At 64.9% G+C, this 19,797-nt stretch carries 22 protein-coding genes; 16 read left to right on the top strand and 6 right to left on the bottom strand.

Going from position 1 to position 19,797, the window contains the following annotated elements; translation table 11 throughout:
* Positions 1 to 10 precede the first annotated feature (10 nt).
* Genes B4400_RS11265 through B4400_RS11250 form a run of 4 tightly spaced genes read left to right on the top strand, consistent with a single transcriptional unit; the run spans position 11 to position 2,999 of the window.
* On the top strand, positions 11 to 670 hold the full coding sequence (locus tag B4400_RS11265; RefSeq protein ID WP_078311630.1) for a sensor domain-containing protein: 660 nt from the start codon (positions 11 to 13) through the stop codon (positions 668 to 670).
* 50 nt (positions 671 to 720) lie between these two features.
* Positions 721 to 1,647, top strand: a complete 927-nt coding sequence (locus B4400_RS11260; RefSeq protein WP_078311629.1) for a PfkB family carbohydrate kinase — start codon at positions 721 to 723, stop codon at positions 1,645 to 1,647.
* Positions 1,648 to 1,688: 41 nt separating this feature from the next.
* Positions 1,689 to 2,351, top strand: coding sequence for a sensor domain-containing protein (locus B4400_RS11255; RefSeq protein WP_078311628.1), 663 nt, complete (start codon positions 1,689 to 1,691; stop codon positions 2,349 to 2,351).
* An 18-nt stretch (positions 2,352 to 2,369) separates the two neighbouring features.
* Positions 2,370 to 2,999 (top strand): sensor domain-containing protein, encoded by a 630-nt coding sequence (locus B4400_RS11250; RefSeq protein ID WP_139360339.1) that lies wholly within the window; start codon positions 2,370 to 2,372, stop codon positions 2,997 to 2,999.
* On the opposite strand, the gene nagA is transcribed toward B4400_RS11250, so the two are convergent.
* The 4 genes from nagA to B4400_RS11230 are packed head-to-tail and all read right to left on the bottom strand — an operon-like array spanning position 2,984 to position 7,197.
* On the bottom strand, positions 2,984 to 3,868 hold the full coding sequence (nagA, locus tag B4400_RS11245) for an N-acetylglucosamine-6-phosphate deacetylase (protein ID WP_286151354.1): 885 nt from the start codon (positions 3,866 to 3,868) through the stop codon (positions 2,984 to 2,986). The genes B4400_RS11250 and nagA overlap by 16 nt on opposite strands.
* Positions 3,869 to 3,875: 7 nt before the next feature.
* A complete protein-coding gene (locus B4400_RS11240; protein ID WP_078311679.1) occupies positions 3,876 to 4,889 on the bottom strand; it encodes an SIS domain-containing protein in 1,014 nt (337 codons plus the stop codon).
* 14 nt (positions 4,890 to 4,903) lie between these two features.
* The gene (locus tag B4400_RS11235; protein ID WP_078311627.1) at positions 4,904 to 5,818 is read right to left on the bottom strand and encodes an N-acetylglucosamine kinase; all 915 of its coding nucleotides are present in this window, start codon (positions 5,816 to 5,818) and stop codon (positions 4,904 to 4,906) included.
* On the bottom strand, positions 5,803 to 7,197 hold the full coding sequence (locus B4400_RS11230; protein WP_078311626.1) for a sugar porter family MFS transporter: 1,395 nt from the start codon (positions 7,195 to 7,197) through the stop codon (positions 5,803 to 5,805). Before B4400_RS11230 ends, B4400_RS11235 begins: the two co-directional genes overlap by 16 nt.
* 82 nt (positions 7,198 to 7,279) lie before the next feature.
* On the opposite strand from B4400_RS11230, the gene B4400_RS11225 reads away from it, so the two are divergent.
* Positions 7,280 to 8,167 (top strand): LLM class F420-dependent oxidoreductase, encoded by an 888-nt coding sequence (locus tag B4400_RS11225; RefSeq protein WP_078311678.1) that lies wholly within the window; start codon positions 7,280 to 7,282, stop codon positions 8,165 to 8,167.
* On the opposite strand, the gene B4400_RS11220 is transcribed toward B4400_RS11225, so the two are convergent.
* Positions 8,136 to 8,591, bottom strand: coding sequence for a nuclear transport factor 2 family protein (locus B4400_RS11220; RefSeq protein WP_078311625.1), 456 nt, complete (start codon positions 8,589 to 8,591; stop codon positions 8,136 to 8,138). The two genes, B4400_RS11225 and B4400_RS11220, sit on opposite strands and share 32 nt — an antisense overlap.
* A gap of 59 nt (positions 8,592 to 8,650) precedes the next feature.
* Between B4400_RS11220 and B4400_RS11215 the strand changes: the two genes are divergently transcribed.
* From B4400_RS11215 to B4400_RS11180, 9 genes are all read left to right on the top strand, one after another.
* The gene (locus B4400_RS11215; protein WP_005063198.1) at positions 8,651 to 9,430 is read left to right on the top strand and encodes an SDR family NAD(P)-dependent oxidoreductase; all 780 of its coding nucleotides are present in this window, start codon (positions 8,651 to 8,653) and stop codon (positions 9,428 to 9,430) included.
* A 34-nt stretch (positions 9,431 to 9,464) separates the two neighbouring features.
* Positions 9,465 to 10,703: an ergothioneine biosynthesis glutamate--cysteine ligase EgtA gene (gene egtA / locus B4400_RS11210; protein ID WP_078311624.1), complete on the top strand. Its 1,239-nt coding sequence runs from the start codon at positions 9,465 to 9,467 to the stop codon at positions 10,701 to 10,703.
* Positions 10,700 to 11,995: an ergothioneine biosynthesis protein EgtB gene (gene egtB / locus B4400_RS11205; RefSeq protein ID WP_078311623.1), complete on the top strand. Its 1,296-nt coding sequence runs from the start codon at positions 10,700 to 10,702 to the stop codon at positions 11,993 to 11,995. The genes egtA and egtB overlap by 4 nt, the downstream gene beginning before the upstream one ends.
* A 1-nt stretch (position 11,996) precedes the next feature.
* A complete protein-coding gene (egtC, locus tag B4400_RS11200) occupies positions 11,997 to 12,677 on the top strand; it encodes an ergothioneine biosynthesis protein EgtC (protein WP_078311622.1) in 681 nt (226 codons plus the stop codon).
* 2 nt (positions 12,678 to 12,679) lie between these two features.
* On the top strand, positions 12,680 to 13,630 hold the full coding sequence (gene egtD, locus B4400_RS11195; protein WP_170914992.1) for an L-histidine N(alpha)-methyltransferase: 951 nt from the start codon (positions 12,680 to 12,682) through the stop codon (positions 13,628 to 13,630).
* Entirely contained in the window at positions 13,627 to 14,697 is a 1,071-nt protein-coding gene (gene egtE, locus B4400_RS11190) for an ergothioneine biosynthesis PLP-dependent enzyme EgtE (RefSeq protein ID WP_078311620.1), read from the top strand. Before egtD ends, egtE begins: the two co-directional genes overlap by 4 nt.
* Positions 14,694 to 15,245 carry a hypothetical protein gene (locus B4400_RS11185; protein ID WP_078311619.1) on the top strand — a complete coding sequence of 184 codons (552 nt, stop codon included), beginning with the start codon at positions 14,694 to 14,696 and terminating at the stop codon, positions 15,243 to 15,245. The genes egtE and B4400_RS11185 overlap by 4 nt, the downstream gene beginning before the upstream one ends.
* Positions 15,246 to 15,586: 341 nt before the next feature.
* Positions 15,587 to 15,727 (top strand): hypothetical protein, encoded by a 141-nt coding sequence (locus tag B4400_RS24630; protein ID WP_170914979.1) that lies wholly within the window; start codon positions 15,587 to 15,589, stop codon positions 15,725 to 15,727.
* 79 nt (positions 15,728 to 15,806) lie between these two features.
* A complete protein-coding gene (locus tag B4400_RS11180; protein WP_078311618.1) occupies positions 15,807 to 16,634 on the top strand; it encodes a DUF5995 family protein in 828 nt (275 codons plus the stop codon).
* A gap of 15 nt (positions 16,635 to 16,649) precedes the next feature.
* Here the strand turns inward: B4400_RS11180 and B4400_RS11175 are convergent, their stop codons facing one another.
* Positions 16,650 to 18,125, bottom strand: coding sequence for a glutamate-cysteine ligase family protein (locus B4400_RS11175; protein WP_078311617.1), 1,476 nt, complete (start codon positions 18,123 to 18,125; stop codon positions 16,650 to 16,652).
* 195 nt (positions 18,126 to 18,320) lie between these two features.
* Here B4400_RS11175 and B4400_RS11170 point away from each other — a divergent pair, with 195 nt between their 5' ends.
* Together B4400_RS11170 and B4400_RS11165 are read left to right on the top strand one after the other, a co-directional pair.
* On the top strand, positions 18,321 to 18,620 hold the full coding sequence (locus B4400_RS11170; protein ID WP_078311616.1) for a hypothetical protein: 300 nt from the start codon (positions 18,321 to 18,323) through the stop codon (positions 18,618 to 18,620).
* Positions 18,617 to 19,762: a hypothetical protein gene (locus tag B4400_RS11165; protein ID WP_078311615.1), complete on the top strand. Its 1,146-nt coding sequence runs from the start codon at positions 18,617 to 18,619 to the stop codon at positions 19,760 to 19,762. Before B4400_RS11170 ends, B4400_RS11165 begins: the two co-directional genes overlap by 4 nt.
* Positions 19,763 to 19,797 lie beyond the last annotated feature (35 nt).

Genomic DNA, 19,797 nt, shown 5'->3' with positions numbered 1-19,797 from the left:
TGTTCTGGGGGTGGGGTCGTTCCTTTGTGTGCTGGCCATGGCGATGACGGTGTCTGTGGGACCCGCATCCGCGGATCCCGGCGAGCTTCCCGTGCTGGTGGACGCGCTGCCCGGTCTGATGCTCGAGCCCAGGGACGTGAGTCCCGTTATGGGGGCCGGCATGCATGTGTCCGGCGATTGGGCAGGGCTGGTGTCGGATCGGACCGACAGGCCCGAATGCGGCAGTGTGGTTTTCGCATCGACGGCGAGCTATGAATCGTCCAATTACTTGTCCGGGCGGTACCGCTCATTGGTGGACAGTCCTAGCTGGACGCGGCTGGTGGACCAGAGCATGGTGATTTTTCCCGAGTGGTCCGATGCGACGGACTTCGCGCTTAGTGAGGCGGATCGCTGGCGCGCCTGCGAGAACCAGCGGGTCACTTCGCTTCTGCCGCAGCCGGACGGAAGCACGCGTCGTGAATGGGTGCAGCTTCGCAACATCGTTCAGGTGCAGGAGGTTCTGGTGGTCGGCTACGCGTGGCCGACGGATTTCGGTGGAGTGATCTACTGCCAGCATGCGCTGGCGCCGCTGCGGAACGTGGCTATCGATGTGCGGGCGTGCGCGGAACGGGACGGCAGCCGAGCCCTCGATCTCATCCTGGGTCTTCTGCCTCGGGTGGCCCGGGCATAGGCGAAATGAAAGGCGCTGCGAGAAAACCGGTCCCAGGTAGCGTTGGGAACGTGCCCGACAGAGACGGCCTCATCGTCTGCGGCGAGACACTCGTTGATCTGGTTCCGGCGGCTGGCGGATTGTGGCGCCCGGTGCCCGGAGGCGGCCCGTACAACACCGCGATTACCGCCGCGAAGATGGGTGTTCGGACCGCGCTTCTCACCCATGTGTCCGGCGATGCGTTCGGGCGTCAGTGCGTACAGAATCTGACCGAGGTAGGTGTCGATGAATCGTTGGTCATGCGCCATGACGTTCCGACGACATTGGCCGTCGCCGACGTCGACCAACACGGAGCGGCCCAGTATCAGTTCTACTGGCAGGGAACCGCCAATGATGTTGGGCCCTCGTCACTTCCCGATCCGGTGCGCGTTCCGGTGGCCATCTGGGCGGGGTCGATCGCCAGCGTGCTCTGGCGTGAGCGCGACGAGTTACGCGCGTGGATCATGCGGCACTATGCGGCCATTCCGCTCACCTTCGACGTGAACGTGCGCCCCACGCTCGTCACCGACCGAGAGACGTACGTCGCGCGCATTGCCCCCTGGTTGTCCATTGCGGAGGTGGCGCGGGCCAGCACCGAAGATCTTGAATTCCTGTACCCGGGCGCGTCGGTCGAGGGCGTGGTTGGCCGCTGGTTCGACGAGCACCCGCGCCTCGAGATCGCAGTGGTCACCTGTGGATCGGCGGGGTCGTTGGCCTTCCAGCGGGGTGAACCGTCGCCACTGCACGTCCCTGCCCACGAGGTCGCCGTCGTCGACACTGTCGGCGCCGGTGACACGTACACCGGCGTCTTCCTCGACGGGTTCTATCAGCGTCGACTCGATCTGCCTGAGGCGTTGCGGCGCGCGGCGGTGGCCGCGGCGATCACCTGTACCCGGCCCGGGGCGCAACCGCCGGATGCGGCCGAGCTGACCAAGGAGCTGCGCCGGCTGGCGCCCTAGAGTTCAATACAGAACAACCGAGGCCTAGGTGAGGGGAACGCATGCGATCGGTGGTGGGGGCGCTGACGGTGGCACTGGGCGCCGTGCACCCGGCCGTCGCCCTCGCCGAACCTTCACCACACGTGCCGCCCGCGTCCATCGATCGACTCATGTTCACGCAGCACGAGGCGGAACGGGTGATGGGCGTCGGTCTCCCCAACATTCACCGGCAGAGTGCGACCTTCGCATCGGACACCGATCGGCCGGATTGCGGAAGCGTTGTGTTGGCTTCTGTGTCGAGCTACGACCGGTCCTCCTATGTGGCGGCACACTCCCAAGCGCTGTGGGATCACCCGGGCTGGTTCACCTTGGTCGATCAAAGTGTGGCGGTGTTCAGCACGGATGAGGAGGCCCGAGACTTCGCGCGGAGTGAAGCCGACCGCTGGCGCAAGTGCGAACAGCAGACGATCAACGTCTCCGAGCAGTCGATCGATGGCACCACTCTGACGGCGACGGTGGACATCCGGGGCGTCACACAGGTCGACAACGTTCTGGCCGTCGTCTACGGAAGGAACGATGCCGCGTATGCCGCATGCCAGCACGTGCTTCTCGGAGAACGCAATGTCGCCATTGACATTCGCACCTGCTCAACGGTTTCCAAGAGTGGTGGTGAGCGCGCCTTCGAATTGATGAAAATTGTCGGCCCGCGAGTGTGGGAGGTCTGAGTCATGAGAATGTCGGCGATGACGGTCGTGCTGATGGTGCTCGCACTGGCATTCGCGGCGCCCGCTTCCGCCGAGCAGGGCGCGCCGATACCGCCCGCCGCGATCGACGATCTGATGGTGACACCGGAAGAGGCGTCCTCTGTTATGGGAGCAGCTTTTCCGGTCGTCGATCGGCGCACCGCCCTCTCCGACCTCACGACGGACAGACCGGACTGCGGCAGCGTAGTCGGCCCGTCAGTGGCCACCTACGACCGCGGTCCGTACATGGCCGCGCACGAGCAGTACTTGCAGGACAGCTCACCGTGGAACGTGCAGGTTGCACAACGCATCGCTGTTTTCCCCACGGATGCCGAGGCACGTAACTTCGCCTCCAGTGAGATGGACATGTGGTTGAGGTGTGCGAAGCACACCGTGCACGACTCCGCGCAATGGAGGTACGTGATCGGCTCGTTGCACCGAGACGATGACGCGGTAGTTGGTTCCTACGTGATGATTACGAACGACGGAGCACGCATGTCCTGCTCGCGTGTGCTGGCCAGGGTTCGCAACACCGCGACCGATCTACGCGGATGCTCGGCGGGCCCGGAAAGTTACCAACGGCTGCTGGGGATCGCGAAGATCATCGGACCGCGCTACGACGCCGCCTGAACACACACCGCACGCCGGGGATTGACCGATGTCTGCAGGGTGGCCACCGCAGAACCGGCCTGGGTCACCGCGAACCGGTACAGGTCGGCCATGTTCGCGGTGCTCCCCGCGATGGTGCCATCCGGCAGCCGCGCCTCGCCGCGGGCGACGGTGACCGGCAATTGGCCCAAGTGATAAGCGCCGTCCGGCATTCCGGCCGCACACATCGCATCGGTGACAAGAGCGATCCGGTCGGGGCCCACCGTGGCCAGCACCATTCGGTAGATCGCGGGGTGGACGTGGACACCGTCGGCGATCAGCTCGATGGTCACCCCTGGGCTTTCCAGGAGCGCCGGGATGGGGCCGGGTTCGCGGTGGTGGATCGGGCGCATGGCGTTGAAGAGATGAGTGGCGACCGTCGCGCCAGACGAAATGGCTTGCAATGTCTGCTCATACGTAGCATCGGTGTGTCCCACCGCGGCCACCACGCCTCGCGCGACGAGTAACTCGATGGCCGGGATGGCGCCCGGAAGTTCGGGCGCGATGGTGACCATCCGAATGTGCCCGGCCCCGGCGTCCAGTAGCCGCTCCAGCTCGGCGAGATTCGGTGTGCGCAGCAGGCGTGGATCATGAGCACCGGCATACCGTGGTGACAGCCAGGGGCCTTCGAGGTGAATCCCGGCGATGCCATCCGCACCCGCCATCCCGGCAAGCACACGCACGGCGCCAAGCAACTCATCGGGCGCCAGGGTCACCAGGCTGGCCAGCATGCCGACAGTTCCATGAGACTGATGCCATTCTGCGGCAACACGATTGGCCTCAGGGTCGTCTCCGAATGACGCGCCGCCTCCGCCGTGCACGTGCATATCAAAAAACCCGGGCATGGTCACTGTCGCTTCACAGCGTTTCGGTCACCTTGGATAAACCTCTGGGTACATCTGGATTTTCGCCGCGTCCGATCGCCAACTGCATCGCGAGTAGCTGCAGCGGGAGAATGGCCAACATGGGCGAAAGTTCCTCGAGCGTCGGCTCCAGCGTCACGCCCAAACCGGTGGCCGCCACAGCGTCCGCCGACCCCACACAGCACACGTCCGCCCCGCGTCCGGCCAGCCGGTGCAGCACCTCATTCATGGCACGTCCCCCGACTCCGTCGGGCACGATCGCGATCACCGGTACCTGTGGGTCGATCATCGCCAGTGGGCCGTGCAACAGATCGGCTCCTGAGAAGGCCTGAGCAGAAAGATAACTCGTTTCCATCAGCTTGAGGGCGGCCTCACGCGCCGTCGGGTATGAGTAGCCGCGACCGGTGGTGACCAAGCGTGACGCGAAGCGGTAGCGGGTGGCCAGCTGCTGCACGACGGCGCTGTGCAGGATCTCCTCGCCGCGTTCGGGGAGCAGGTTGACTGCCGTATTGTCGCGGCCCGCAATATCGGTGAGCAGTAGATACAGTGCCAGCAGTTGCGCGGTGTACGACTTGGTGGCGGCAACGGCGAGTTCGGGTCCGGCCAACACGTCTACGTGGTATTCGGCGGCGGTCGCCAGTGCGGATGTCGGGGCGTTGGTCACGGCCACGGTCAGCGCGCCCTGCTCGCGTGCCACCGACAGCGTCTGCACCAGGTCGGGGGAACCGCCCGATTGGCTGACCCCGATCACCAGCACACCCGAAAGGTCGGGGCGCGCACCGTAGGTGGTCATGGTCGACGGCGAGGCCAGTCCCGCGGGGACTTGCAGGATGATCTCGGTGAGGTATTTGCCATACAGCGCCGCATGGTCACTGGTCCCCCGCGCGACGAAGAGCACGAAGCGGGGCCGGTACTCGACGATCTTCGCTGCCACCTCCGCAATCGCGGCCCGGCCGTCAGAGAGCAGCCGCCCCCACACGGCTGGCTGTTGGCGGATCTCGTCAGCCATATGCGTCCCCGCGGTCATGCCTTCTCCAATCCGTCGACATCGGCCCCGGCTAGGGCCAATGCTCCAAATACCGGTTCACGTTGCAGCACAGCAATATCCGAAACGCCGGTGGTCCGTGTGCGTTCGATGATATCGGCGACCAAGCCCGGCTGGTTGACCAGCAGGCCCCCGCCGAGCACCACGGGCAGTCCAGGGCCCAATCGTATGCAGACACCCTCGATCAACGCGGCCAAGTCGACGGCTGTTTGTCTGGTGATCACCTTGGCGGCCTCGTCACCGGCCGCTGCGAGGTCGAAAACCAGCCCCGCCATCTTGGCCCAATAGCGCCGTTCGGAGTGGGCATAGAAATGGTCGAGTAGCTGAGCGGGCTCGGTCACGCCACACTCAGAGGCGAACCTCCGCGACAGCGCATCTGGCGGGTCGCCTCTGTCTGACAGGGAGAGCGCGTGCCGCACAGCAGATCTCGACACGCCGTAGCCGCTGCCCTCGTCCCCGAGGAGGTATCCCCAACCCCCTACCCGCGCCGCGGTGCCGTCGGCGCGTTTTCCCCACGCCACTGACCCGGTACCGGATATCACCGCGATACCTGCCGTCAGACCGCCCGCGGCGAGGATCAGCTGTGTGTCGTGCACCGCGGTGATGTCGGCGTGGGGTGCGTGCGGTCGCAGCAGCCGAATCAGGGTTTGCGCACCCTCCTCGGTATCCACACCGGCCGATCCGGCGCTCACGCGGGAGATGTCGCCGTAGTTCAGCTGGGAAAAGATTTCGGCGAATACGGTTTTCGCCTGTTCTTCGGTCACCGACTGCAGGTTCGCACTCCCGGCCAGCGCCTCGCCGATCACCTTGCCACCCGAGACGGCCAGCGCGCGGGTCTTAGATCCGCCGATGTCGATTCCGACTATCACGCCGCCTGCTATGTCTCGGGCCACTTGCCCCCGCTTTCCCAGAAGTGCCGGATCTCTTCGAGGTCGCGGCCCTTGGTCTCCGGGGCCAACAGATAGACGAACACGAGGGCCGCCAATGCGAGAGCGCCGAATACGCCGAACGCCACCACGCCGCCGAGCGCGGTCAACAACGTCAGGAAGTACATGGACACAATGGCGTTCGCCACGAGATCCGATGTCAGCATGGCGCTAGCGCCATAGGAGCGCAGCCGTGCCGGGAAGCTCTCGCCCGCGTACACCCATACCAGCGAGCCGAATCCGAAGGTGAAGCCCACCGCGATGAGCACGATGCCGAGGAACCCGAGGACGGTCAGCACGCCTCCGAACGAGGATCCGCCGACTGCGAATACACCGACCAGCAGCGCGTCGGCAATGATCATGATGGTGATACCGATCATGAGGATGGGCCGGCGGCCCATCCGGTCGATGGTCGACATGGATACGAACACTGCCAGTAGTGCGGCCACCTGAACGAGTGCCGGGAGCCCGAGTTTGGCGAAGTATCCCGACATGCCCATCGCCTCGAAGATGCGAGGCCCGTAGTAGACGACAGCGTTGATGCCGGTGATCTGGATGAAAAAGCCAAGGCCGACAACGAAAAACGTTGCCCTGTTATAGGGCGGAGTGATCATCTCTCGTAACCGCGCCAGCACCGAACCGCCGCCCTCGGCCCGCAACGCCTCAGTGATCTCGTCGAGCTCGTGGTCGATATCGATATCCGGATCCACCGCGACCAGGATCTCACGCGCACGTGCACGGTCACCACGCATCATGTACCAGCGGGCGGTGTCGGGGAGCTTGCGCAAGGCGATCAGCACCAGCGCGGCCGGGATGGCCGCCAGGCCCAGCATCAGTCGCCAGCTGCCGGTGGACGACAACGCCCAGGCAATGAGGTACCCGGCGATGATGCCCGTTACGCAGGCCAGTTGGTAGAGCACCAGCATGGAGCCGCGGATCTTGGTGGGGGAGGACTCGGCGACGAACACCGGCACCACCACCACCGAGATTCCCACCGTCACCCCAAGTAGGGTTCTGGCCGCGACCAGCGTTGTCAGGTCGATGGCCAGCGCGGACAACAGGGAGAAGATTCCAAACGTTGCGGCCACCAAGACCATTGACCGCTTCCGGCCAATCCGGTTGGACAGTGGCCCACCGATGAGTGCGCCGACGATCTCGCCGATCACCACCGCGGTGGCGGCCACCTGTTGGTCGTGGGTGGACAGGTGTAGGTCATCGGTGAGGAACAGCAGCGCTCCCGCGATGTTGGAGGAGTCGTATCCGTAGATAACGCCAACCGCTGCGGCGGTGACGGCCACCATCAGGCCCAGACGCGACGTTGCGCGGAGGTCGGTGATCAGGCTCATCCCACGTATTAGACACTGATGAGCGCTTGCGTGAAGAAGATTAGGTGCCGATGAGCGCTTGCGTGAAGCAGATTGGATGACTGTGAAGATCGGTGTTGTCGCTCCCGTGGAGCTCGGGATTACCGCAGAACCAGACAAGATCCTCGAATTCGCGCGTGCCGCGGAACGCCTGGGATTCAGCGAGATCTCCGTGGTGGAGCATGCCGTCGTCATCGGAAATACGCAGAGCACCTATCCCTATTCGCCGACCGGGCAGTCGCACCTGCCCGATGACGTCGATATCCCCGACCCGCTTGAGCTGCTGTCCTTCATCGCGGGCGCCACCACAACCCTGGGGCTGTCCACCGGGGTGCTGGTGCTACCGGACCACCACCCCGTGGTGCTGGCCAAGCGCCTGGCCACTCTCGACCGGCTGAGCCGGGGGCGGCTGCGAATATGCCTGGGCGTGGGGTGGATGCGCGAGGAGATCGAGGCGTGCGGCGGCGATTTCGATCGTCGGGGCCGAGCCACCGATGAGGCCATCGTGGTCATGCGTGCGCTGTGGTCCACGGACGGTCCCGCGGCATACGATGGCGAGTTCTATCGATTCAAGGACGCCTATTCGTATCCCAAACCGGTACAGCCGCAGGGTGTCCCGCTGTATATCGGCGGGCACAGCAAGGCCGCGGCGCGCAGAGCGGGGCGACTGGGCGACGGTTTTCAGCCGCTGGGTCTGGTCGGTGAGGACCTGTCGGCCGCGGTGGCCGTCATGCGCGCGGAGGCAGCTGACAGGGGCCGAGATCCCGCGGAGATCGATCTCGTGCTCGGCCATGGTCTGCATCGCGTGGATCAGGCGGCGCTGGACCAGGCTCAACAGATCGGGGCGGGGCGCATGTTGCTCTCGGCCTCGCGGCGCGCCACCACCCTGGAGGCAGTGCTCGACGAGATGGCTGAGTGCGCTAGCCGACTCGAACTGGCCGGTCCTCACTGAACACCACGACCGGCTCGCGGCGGGAGAAGACCCAGCCTGCGGGTCCGCGCTCGTAAGTGTCGAGATAGCGCACGGCCATCACATTGTCGTGAAACGCGTCGCGGTTTCCGTCCGTCCCGCGCACATAGATGTGGTGGGCCATGCAGTACACCTCGCCCGTCGCGGTATCGCCGTTGACGGTCGCCGTCTGCTGCCCGAGCAGGTGATACGTCGCGTGCAGCGGTTTGAGAGCGGCGACAATCGAATCCGCGATGGCCTGCCGACCGCACAGGACGGCCACATCGCCCTTGCGCAGCAGGGCCGGCGGGCGCACCAACTCGGCCTCTGCAGAGAACAGCGCCACGAGTTCCTCGAGATCACGGCTGTCGGCGGCACGGGCATACCGGGCGACAAGATCCTGGATGGCGAGTCGGTCATCGGTCACGGATACAAAGCCTATGGGGCCTGGACCTCCCAACCAACCGATCGGTTATGGTGCGGCTCATGGATATCAATGGTGTGTCTGCAATCGTCACGGGTGGTGCCTCGGGTCTCGGCGCCGCAACTGCTCGCCTGCTCGCCGCACAGGGCGCCAAGGTCGTCATCGCCGACGTCCAGGACGAAAAGGGTGAGGCTCTGGCCAAGGAACTCGGTGGCGCTTTCGTGCACACCGATGTCACCAGCGAGGCCGACGGCATCGCCGCCGTCGACGCGGCCAAGGAGCTCGGCCCGGTGCGCGTGCTCATCAACTGCGCGGGCGTGGGCTGGCCCGGTCGCACCATCGGCAAGGACGGCCAGTACGCCTCGGCGCACTCGCTGGACATCTTCTCCAAGGTCATCGGCATCAACCTCATCGGCTCGTTCAATCTGATCCGTCTCGCAGCCACCGCGATCAGCCAGGAAGAGCCTGTCGACGAGTTCGGTGAGCGCGGTGCCATCGTCAACACCGCATCCGTTGCGGCCTTCGACGGCCAGATCGGGCAGGCCGCCTACTCGGCCTCCAAGGGCGGCATCGTCGGCATGACTCTTCCGATCGCGCGCGATCTGTCGGTCGTCGGCATCCGCGTGAACACCATCGCACCGGGTCTGATCGACACCCCGATCTACGGTGAGGGCGAGTCCGCGCAACAGTTCAAGGACCGCCTGGCGCCGAACGTGCTGTACCCGCAGCGCCTGGGTAACCCCGAAGAATTCGCGTCGCTGGCCCTCGAGCTCGTCACCAACAGCTACATGAACGCCGAGACGATTCGCATCGACGGCGGGGCCAGGCTTCAGCCGAAGTAGGCCACTTGTCGGTGGCCTATGGAACATTGGAGAGATGGCCACCACTTCGACAGTGGAGACACTGTCGAACGCGGACGAGGCTGCCGAGCACATCGCTCGGCAGGCCTTCGTCGACGCACACGTTGGAACGGTCGGGCTGGAGCTGGAGTCGCATAGCGTCGAGCTGGCTGCCCCGCACCGCAGGGTCAGCTGGAATCGGTTGCATGAGATCGCGGACTCGGTTCCCGATCTGCCCGGGTCCAGCACAATCACGTTTGAACCGGGTGGGGCCGTCGAGCTCTCCGGTCCCCCGCGTGCCGATGTATTGTCCGCGATCTCGTTGATGCGGGCCGATCACGCGATCTTGACCTCGACATATCGCGACGCGGGGGTGGCGCTCGCCAGCCTGGGCACCGACCCGTTGCGGACCCCCGAGCGCGTCAATCCCGCTGCGCGATACGCCGCGATGGCCAGTCATTTCGGTGCCGCTGGTTTCAGCGAGGCCGCGCTGCAGATGATGACCTGTACCGCGTCATTGCAGGTCAATCTGCAATCCGGGACATCAGGTCAGTGGCGAGACAGGTTCGCGTTGGCACAACGGATCGGCCCGACAATGGTGGCGCTTTCGGCGGCCTCGCCCATGCTTGCGGGGCGCCGCACGGGGCGGCGAAACACCAGGCAGTGGATCTGGGACAACCTGGATCCGCGGCGGTGCGCCCCGGTTGAGATTGGCCCCGACCCGACCGATTCCTGGGTCCGGTACGCGCTGCGGGCACCCGTCATGTTGGTGCGAAACAAGGACGGCGCCGAAGCGGTTGTTACCCATGTGCCGTTCCAATCCTGGGTCGACGGGAGCGTGCGCCTCGCAGGGCGCGCTCCCACCACCGAAGACCTCGACTATCATCTGACCACTCTCTTTCCGCCGGTGCGGCCACGCCGCTGGCTGGAGCTGCGATACCTGGATGCCGCACCGGACTGGTGGTGGCCCGCGCTGGCCTTCACAGCGGTCGCGGCGCTGGACTATCCGCGGGTCGCCGATATCGCCGCGGAGACGGTTGAACCGGTTGGCGACGCCTGGGAGGCAGCGGCGCGGGACGGCCTGGCGGATCCCGCCCTGCACGCGGCCGGGCGCCGGCTGGTGTCGGCGGCATGTGCGGTGGCGCCGGCCGAGTTGGCCGCGGATATGGCGTTCCTGCTTGAGCGTGTCGAGGAAGGTCGTTGTCCAGCAGACGACTTCATGGACAATGTCACCGAGTACGGGGTGGAGCGGGCCTTCTCCGGGGCGGCGCGATGATCCGGGAGGATTTAGCGCGGGATCTTGAAGCGGCCCGTGTGCGCACGTTGACGATCACTGACCACGATGATGCGGAGCTGCATCGTCAGTACGACCCGTTGATGAGTCCTTTGGTGTGGGACCTCGCCCATATCGGCCAGCAAGAAGAGTTGTGGCTGCTGCGGGGTGGAGATCCGCGTAGGCCGGGGATGCTGCCCGGTGACATCGAGTCCCTCTACGACGCCTTCCAGCACCCCCGAGCCAGCAGGGTGCAGTTGCCACTGCTCTCACCGGCCCAGGCGCGGTCCTTCTGTCACGAGGTGCGGGGCCGGGTTTTGGACCGGCTCGAGACGTTGCCCTCCGATGGTTCCGCGCGGTCGGACGAATTCATCTACTCCATGGTGCTCAGCCATGAGCATCAACATGACGAAACCATGTTGCAGGCCTTGTCGATTCGCCGTGGTGCCGCATTGCTGGAGCGTGTTGACCCGTTGCCGCCGGGACGTCCCGGGGTGGCGGGAACCTCGGTGCTCGTGCCGGCGGGCCCATTTGTGCTGGGCGTCGATGCGAGCGACGAGCCGTTCTCGCTCGACAACGAACGGCCCGCGCATGTGGTGGATCTCAAGAGCTTCCGGATAGGCCGGGTTCCGGTGACCAACGCCGAGTGGTCGGCATTTATCGCCGACGGTGGATACCGGCGCCAGGAATTCTGGACCGAGGCTGGGTGGGCATACCGATGTGCGGAAGACCTCACGGTGCCCAAGTTCTGGAACTCGGGCGGAACCCTCACGCGGTTCGGTCGTGAGGTGGAGATCGTGCCCGACGAGCCGGTGCAGCATGTCAGCTTTCACGAAGCACAGGCCTACGCAGCCTGGGTGGGAGCACGATTGCCCACCGAAGCCGAATGGGAAAAGGCCTGCGTCTGGGATCCGGAAGCTTCTGCGCGACGGCGTTTTCCGTGGGGCGAAGATCCGCCGAGCCGAAACCGGGCCAATCTCGGCGGGGGTGCGCTGGGGCCGGCCCCGGTCGGGGCGTATCCCGAGTCGGCATCGGCCTACGGTGCTGAGCAGATGCTCGGCGATGTATGGGAGTGGACGACATCCCCGCTGCGGCCGTGGCCCGGTTTCACGCCGATGATCTATCAGCAGTACAGCGAGCCCTTCTTCGAAGGTTCGGGGGCCGGCGACTATCGGGTGCTTCGCGGAGGTTCGTGGGCAGTGGCACCGTCGATCATGCGGCCCAGCTTCCGGAACTGGGATCATCCCATCCGGCGGCAAATATTCAGCGGCGTTCGTCTGGCCTGGGACGTCTAGCATGTGCCGTCATCTGGGCTGGCTGGGCGAGCCGCGCAGCCTTGCGTCGCTGATACTCGAACCGCCGCATGGCCTTCTCGTGCAGTCATATTCGCCGCGGCGTCAAAAGCATGGTCTGGTAAACGCCGACGGCTGGGGCGCCGGATTCTTCGCCGATGGTGCGCCCCACAGGTGGCGCGGTGCACGGCCCCTGTGGGGCGATGCGTCCTTCTCCTCGGTGGCCCCGGTGCTACGCAGCCGATGCGTGGTGGCGGCGGTCCGTTCCGCCAGTGCCGGAATGCCCATCGACGAGTCCGCGGCCGCGCCATTCACGGACGGAACCTGGCTGTTGTCGCACAACGGGATCGTCGATCGCGCTGCGGTGGGTGAAGTCTTTGGCGCTGAATCGGTGGTGGACAGTGCGGTGCTGGCGGCACGCGTCTTCGCCGCGGGGCCCGAGAACCTGGGGGAGACGGTGCGTCGCGTTGGGGCCGCAGATCCTGGGGCTCGACTGAACATTCTGGCGGCCAACGGAAATGAGTTGATCGCCACGACGTGGGGCGACACCCTGTCGATCTTGGCGGCTGCCGACGGTGTGGTGGTGGCGAGTGAACCGTACGACGACGACCCGTCTTGGGTCGACATCCCGGACCGGCAAGTGGTGCGGGTACGCGATGGGAAGGTGGAGGTGGTGCCATTATGACCATGACCCTGGAGAATCACTTAGCCTCTGGAGCGGCAGCAGAAGCACTACGGCGCGATGTCCGGCGAGGCCTCACCGCAGACGCGAAATCGCTTCCCCCGAAATGGTTTTACGACGAGGTGGGCAGCGATCTGTTCGATGAGATCACTCGGCTGCCGGAGTACTATCCGACGCGGACCGAGGCGGGCCTGCTCCGCGCCCATGCTGGCAGTATCGCTGAGGTGTCCGGCGCCGACACCCTGGTAGAGCTCGGCAGCGGGACCTCCGAGAAGACCCGGATGCTGCTGGATGCGTTGGCTCCCAGTACCTTCATCCCCTTCGATGTGGACTCCGGTGTGCTACGTGCGGCGGGAGATGCGCTCGTCGATGAGTACCCGGGGATGCGGGTCCGCGCGGTGTGTGGAGACTTTGAGAGGGATCTTTCGCGGATCCCGCGGGAAGGGCGGCGGTTGGTTGCCTTCCTGGGCTCCACCATCGGGAATCTGACCACCGAACCGCGGGCGCGATTCCTGGCTGATGTCGCGGGTGCACTCGATTCCGGTGAAATGCTGCTGTTAGGAACAGATCTGGTCAAGGATACCGAGCGTCTGGTGCGGGCCTACGATGACAGCGCCGGAGTGACCGCAGCCTTCAACCGCAATGTGCTGGCAGTGATCAATCGTGAACTTGACGCGGATTTCTCTCTCGAGGATTTCGAACACGTCGCTCTGTGGAACGGCGACGAGGAGCGCATGGAGATGTGGCTGCGGTCGGTGTGTGATCAGCGGGTGAGAATCGAGGCCCTGGATCTCGCCGTCGAATTCGGGGCGGGCGAGATGATGCTGACGGAGGTGTCCTGCAAGTTCCGGAAGGAGGGCGTCGCGCGCGAGTTGGCCGCTGCGGGTCTGGATCAGACGCATTGGTGGACTGACGATTCCCATGATTTCGGACTATCGCTGGCAGTGAAGCGGTGAGCCTGGGTGAGCAGTGGAGGCAGGGCAGGCCGCCGGTTCTCGGCGTGCACGTGGACTCGGCAGCCTGCTCGCGGCAGAGCATCGAGACCATTCGTGCGGTGGCTCAGCATGCCGAACATGAGGCGCAGATCGGCGGCTACGTGGCGCAGGAGGCTGCGACACCGGTGCTCGACGCCGGGCGTGCCGCGGTGCGGAAGTTGACGGGCATGCCCGAGGCGCAGGTTCAGTTCACCACGGGCGCCGCCGATGCTCTGCGTACGCTCCTGCAGTCGTGGCCGGTCGATGCCGGACGGGTTGTTGCCTGTCTGCCAGGAGAATTCGGCCCGAATCTGATGATCATGAACCACTTCGGATTTACGCCGGTGTGGCTGCCGGTTGACGGGGATGGCCGCGCCGATGTCGACGGGATCGAGGCGTTTCTACGCCGCGAGAAGGTGGACCTGGTGCATTTCACGGTCGTCGGCAGCCACCGTGGCACCGTGCAACCCGGTGCGGAGGTGGTCGCATGCGCGCGAGCGGCCGGGGTGCCCGTCGTGGTCGATGCCGCGCAGGCCCTTGGCCATGTCGACTGCACCTACGGTGCCGACGCCATGTACGCACCGTCACGCAAGTGGTTGGCCGGGCCGCGCGGGGTGGGCGTGCTTGCCGTCAATCCGGATCTTGCACATCTGATTCCGCAGTGGGCCGGCCATGTGGAAGCGCATGTGGCGGGCTGGGTGGGTCTGTCGGTCGCCGTGGGGCAGCATCTGGCGGCCGGTCCCGCCGAGGTTCAGAGCGCCTTGGCCGAGCGGGGACGATCGGCACGAAAGATCCTGGGGGATCTCACGGATTGGCGGGTGGTGGAATCCGTGGACGAGCCCAGCGCCATTACGACACTGGAGCCCGTCGGGGATATCGACGTCGTGGCCGTGCGGGCGCGCCTCATCGCGGAACACTCGATCGTGACGACCGCTGCCGAGACGGTGCGCGCGCCGTTCGAGATGACCACGCCGGTGCTGCGGATCAGCGCGCATATCGACGGCACCGACGAGGAGCTGGAATTGGTGGCCAAGGCCCTCCGGACATGACGAGGTCTTGGCGGGTAGTGATACCGATCATTATTCTGGTCGCCGCGTCCGCTACGCCCGCGGCACACGCCGAACCGGAATTCCCCGACGTTAGTTCCTTTGCAGCCGTGGAACTTAAGGACTACGGGGTGGGCCTGGACTTTCTCGGGACGTCACAGGGCTATCAGTTCACCTCCCCTGCGGGGTACCGCTGCCGGATTTACCACGTGGCCAAGGCATACCCGGACAAGTTTGGGCAATGCTGGGGCAACCTACCCGGAACCACCGAGAACGTGGTCCTCGTGTCCGATTTTCAGGAGGCTCGTTTCGAGACGCGCGACCTTGCCACGTTCGATAAGTACTCGGTCTGGTCGGACGGGCGTGAGGTCGAAAAGACCTTCGAGCCTGGCGACTACAAACCGTTGCCTGTAGGCGGACGAATTTATGACCCGTCGTCGGCTACCTGTGTGGTGGACGCACACATGACCGCGTGCGTCACCGAACAAAACCCCACCAATGGTGACCGACATGGGTTTGTGCTGTCTCCGGAGGGGTGCCGGCTCTTCTAAGCTCCGGGCCCGGCGGCCCCACCCGAACATTTAGTCCAGATGCCTACAAGCCGCTTCCCTCAGGGATGAAATTGGTCGAAGAATCGGTCTCCCCATGCAGTGCGGCGTGCGAGACCAGCTGACCGCATGCCAGGCACAGGGATTCGGGCCAGATCCGACGCAGACTACGACGCACGGCTTTGTGCTCTCGCTTAACGACAGCCGGGCTGTCCGGAGCAGCGATTGGGTAGAGCCCCGAAATGTAGGTAGCCCGCTACTCGTGCTGGGGTCGGTGGGTCGATGCCATGGTTGGTGGCGTCCGCGCAGTGCGGGCGAAGCTATCGAACAGGCAAGGACTTCTCATGAGTAACTGGCAGTGGATGGGTAATTGCGCGGACGCACCCGCAGCGGTCGAGGCAGCCAATCAGTCGGGCTGTGGCGCCGGTGAGGCAGTCTATGCGGCCAACGACGCCGGGACTGTCGGGCTCTATCTCCTCAGATAGCTCAGGCGGGGGAACCAGATAGCGCTATGTGCATGTCGCTCATCCAACATCGCACCATCCTGTCCCGAAAGGCAAAGCCGTGCCCGATTATGCGTCCCCTCTGAGTCCCCTCCCCATCTGCACCACGATCGACGAAGTCGTCGCGGCGATCGACTCCATCATCGCGTGGTCCATGGAGGCGGCTAGCAGCCTCGGGTACTTCGCGGCGCTCTACAAGCGGATAACCCTCGCTGTCGGCATCGCGATTGAGCAACACGTGTTCCAGGATGGCGCACGGATGGAACGGTTTGATGTGGAGTTTGCCGGGCGCTATTTCGCTGCGCTGAATCGCTACTTCTACCCAGGCCAGTACGGAAAACCAGCGCACTCGTGGCAGGTGACATTCGAGGCGGCTCACCTGGAGCAGCCGATCCTGGTGCAGCACATGCTCGCTGGGGTCAATGCACATATCGGCCTCGATCTTGGAATCGTCGCCCAGGGTGTCGCGGGCGGCACGCAATTGCCGTCGTTACGTGAGGATTTCAATCGGCTCAACGCGGTACTGGCCAGTCAGGTAAACGGTGTGGTAGCAGACATCAACGAGCTCTCTCCGGTGCTGGCCGACTTGTACGCGGTGCTCCAGGAACAGCAGATCGCAGTGATCAACGAGGCGGTCAAAGTGTTTCGTGATAGCGCATGGCGATTCGCCGTAGTGCTAGCCGCTATGCCGGATATTCTCGATCCAGGCGTAATTCTGGCGCGTGATCTGCAAGTCGCACAGCAAGGAGCGCTGGCCTACAGCCCGCCTGCGCCAATCGCCGCGTTTGTCAAAGCAATCGCCGCACGAGAGAGCCGCGATGTGGTGGAGAACCTGCGGGTGCTGGACCGAATTGCGGCGACACCGGCGCCGATATGCACCGTGATGTGATGCGGCACGCCACGTTCAGATCAGCTTCCAGGTGTGCACGGGCTCGTTGGAATGCATGTGCTCGCAATACATCCGGAGCATCTCGCTGAGCGCCGCCTTGCGCGTCAACCCGCGCTCCTGCAGCGCGCCGACTGTGTGTGTCTGCCAGGCCGCGCCGTTGATGCCCGATGTCGCACGCGCCTCGATGACACCGAGATAGCGTTCGCGTACCTCGGTGGCCACACCCCAGCGTTGCAACCCCTCATGGGCCATGGGCAGCAGGTGTCGCAGCGTCAATTCATCGGCGGTGATCTCACCGACGCCGGGCCAGTACATCCGGGCCTCCGCGCCACGCCGCGCACCTTCGAGGAAATTGTCATGGGCTGCAGCGAAAGTCATCTTGGTCCACACCGGGCGGTCATCCTCGGACAGCGCTCGCAGCGCACCGTAGTAGAACGCGGCGTTGGCCATCACGTCGATGACCGTCGGCCCGGCGGGCAACACCCGATTCTCCACGCGCAGATGCGGGGTGCCGTTGACGACGTCGTAGATCGGCCGGTTCCAGCGGTAGATGGTGCCGTTGTGCAACCGCAGTTCCTGAAGCCGTGGCGCCCTCCCGGCAGCGAGCTCGGCCACGGGGTCCTCGTCGGAGATCTCCGGTAGCAGCGATGGGAAGTAGAGGACGTTCTCTTCGAACAGGTCGAAGATCGAGGTGATCCAGCGCTCGCCGAACCACACCCGTGGCCGCACCCCTTGCACCTTGAGTTCCTGCGGGCGGGTATCGGTGGACTGCGTGAAGAGCTCGATGCGCGTCTCCGCCCACAAGGACTTGCCGAAGAAGAAGGGTGAGTTGGCGGCCAGCGCCAGCTGCGGACCGGCCAGCAGCTGGGCGGCATTCCAGTTGGCGGCGAAGTCATCGGGTGCCACCTGCAAGTGCAGCTGCATGCTGGTGCACGCCGATTCCGGGGCGATCGAGGGCGACCTGACGCTGAGGCGCTCGGCACCGGCAATATCGATCTGCATGTCCTCGCCGCGGGCGGTGAACACGGCGTCGTTCAACGCCCGGTACCGGGAGGACGGACTCATCCACGCGCCGTTCAGGTGTTCGGGCATCACCGTCGGCAGGATGCCGATCATCACGATGTGCGCGCCTCGCTCACCGGCACGCTGCTCCGCGGCATTGAGGCTGGCCCGTACATCGCGCTCGAGTTCGAGGGCGGCCGACCCCGGAAGCGCGCGGGGCGGCACATTCAACTCGATGTTGTAGGCGCCCAGTTCTGTCTGAAAAGCCGGATCGGCGATCGAGGCGAGCACTTCGGTATTCGTCATCGCCGGCTGGTAGTCGCCGTCTACCAGGTTGAATTCGATCTCCATGCCGGTCAGCGGTCGCTCGAAGTCGAATCTGGACTCCGACAGCATGGTCTCGAACACGTCCAGACAGTTCTGCACCTTGGTGCGGTAGGCCCGGCGGTGCTCACCGGTGAACTGGGTGCGTGCGACCTCGTCGCCCATGGGTCGTATTGTTCCTCAACCGGGGCCTCGGACCTGGCGGTTTGCCCGCACGGCGTGCAGGACGATTCGGCGAAAAAAGGTTGAAAAACATGGAACCAAATCAGCACCAAGCCCGTCGTATCTGATCAGAGGCACAATCTGGCGACGAACCGCGCCGTCACGTGCGCGCAGGACCGGTTCCTTGGGGAGGTAACTATGAGCGACATCATGAAGGCCAACGGTGCCGAGATGTCACGGCTGGCCAGTCGCGTGGCAGGACGTGCGAAGGATGCGTTTCCTGACGTCGATTTCGAGGCGGCGGCCAACTCGGTCGCCGGTACCGAGTTCGCGGAGGTGCTGCGCGCGGTCAGTGCGGCACTCAAGCGTGCCGGGGGCGGCGCGTCCGATCGCATCGAGAGCATTTCGAACTTTGTGCAGAGCAGCTCGGGCGCGTTGACGGGCCAGGACGCCGTCAACCGTCGCCAGGTGTCCAGGGTTGCGGAGGTCAACCTGTGAGACCGACGATTTCGCAGCTGCGGGGGTGGAACGTCGGCAACCTCGACGCGGCCGCCAAGGCCATCGAGGATGCCAGCAAGAACCTGGACCTATCCATCGACGGGGTGGTCCGCGATCTGGACTCGGCAGAGTCGTTCTGGAAGGGCAAGTCCTTCAAGTCCGCCTACGACCAGGCATCGAGCGAGCAGTCTTCGACCAACCGGCTTTCGTATGCCATCGGCAATGTCGCCGAGGCCGTCCGCGGCGGGCACTCGGCCCTCACCGCGGCGCGTGACAAGGTGATGGCGCTGGTAGACGAGGCCAACGCGAAGGGCCTGCAGGTTGCCGACGACGGCACCGTCACCGCTCCCGAGGGCAATAGGGATCTGCAGGCCGAGGCCCGGCGACTGACCGACGCGATTCGCCAGGCGCTGAAGTCACTGGAAGAGGCCGATCGCGCCTCGTCGAACGATCTGCGTAAGGCATCGGAGACAGTGGACGCTGAGCACAACGCGGCGAGCACCCAGCCCGCAGCGTTCATGCCGGCCAGCAGTGGCGGTGCGGCGAGTGGCTCAATGAGGGCCGGTAGCAGCGGGTTTGGTGGCGGCAGTGGAGGCGGCGGTTTCGGCGGCGGCAGTGGTGGAGGCCACGGCGGTGGTAGCGGGGGCCACAGTGTGCCCGACGGGAGCTACTCCAACACGGGTGCTCCGTCACTGCGCCCGTCGGGTCCGTCGGTCTTTATGAATCTCGACGCCGGTCAGATGGACGTCGCCCGGAAGATCATCGAGGAAGGTCTACGTCGTGGGCTTTCGCCCGAGGCGATTCAGATTGCGTTGGCGACCGCACTTACCGAGTCCGGCCTGCGCAGCCTCGCCAACTCCTCGGTGCCCGATTCGATGATGCTGGCCAATGACGGTGTGGGACATGACCACGACTCGGTAGGGCCATTTCAGCAGCGTCAAAGCTGGGGCGCTACAGCCGATTTGATGGATCCGTCGAGGTCGGCGGGTAAGTTCTACGACCAGTTGGTGAAGGTTTCGGGCTGGCAGGACATGAGCGTTGCCCAAGCCGCACAGGCGGTTCAGCGGTCGGCTTTCCCCGACGCATACGCGAAGTACGAGGCGCAGGCCGCGCAGATTTTCCATCAGATCAGCGGCCGATAGCCGCGCTTCGTCTCGACTGACTGTGGTGCAATGTG

This window comes from Mycobacterium sp. D16Q13 (assembly GCF_002013375.1).
In the GTDB taxonomy this organism is placed as follows: domain Bacteria; phylum Actinomycetota; class Actinomycetes; order Mycobacteriales; family Mycobacteriaceae; genus Mycobacterium.
Note: the sequence above shows the minus strand (reverse complement) of the source record. Positions and strands in the feature narration are given on the sequence as shown.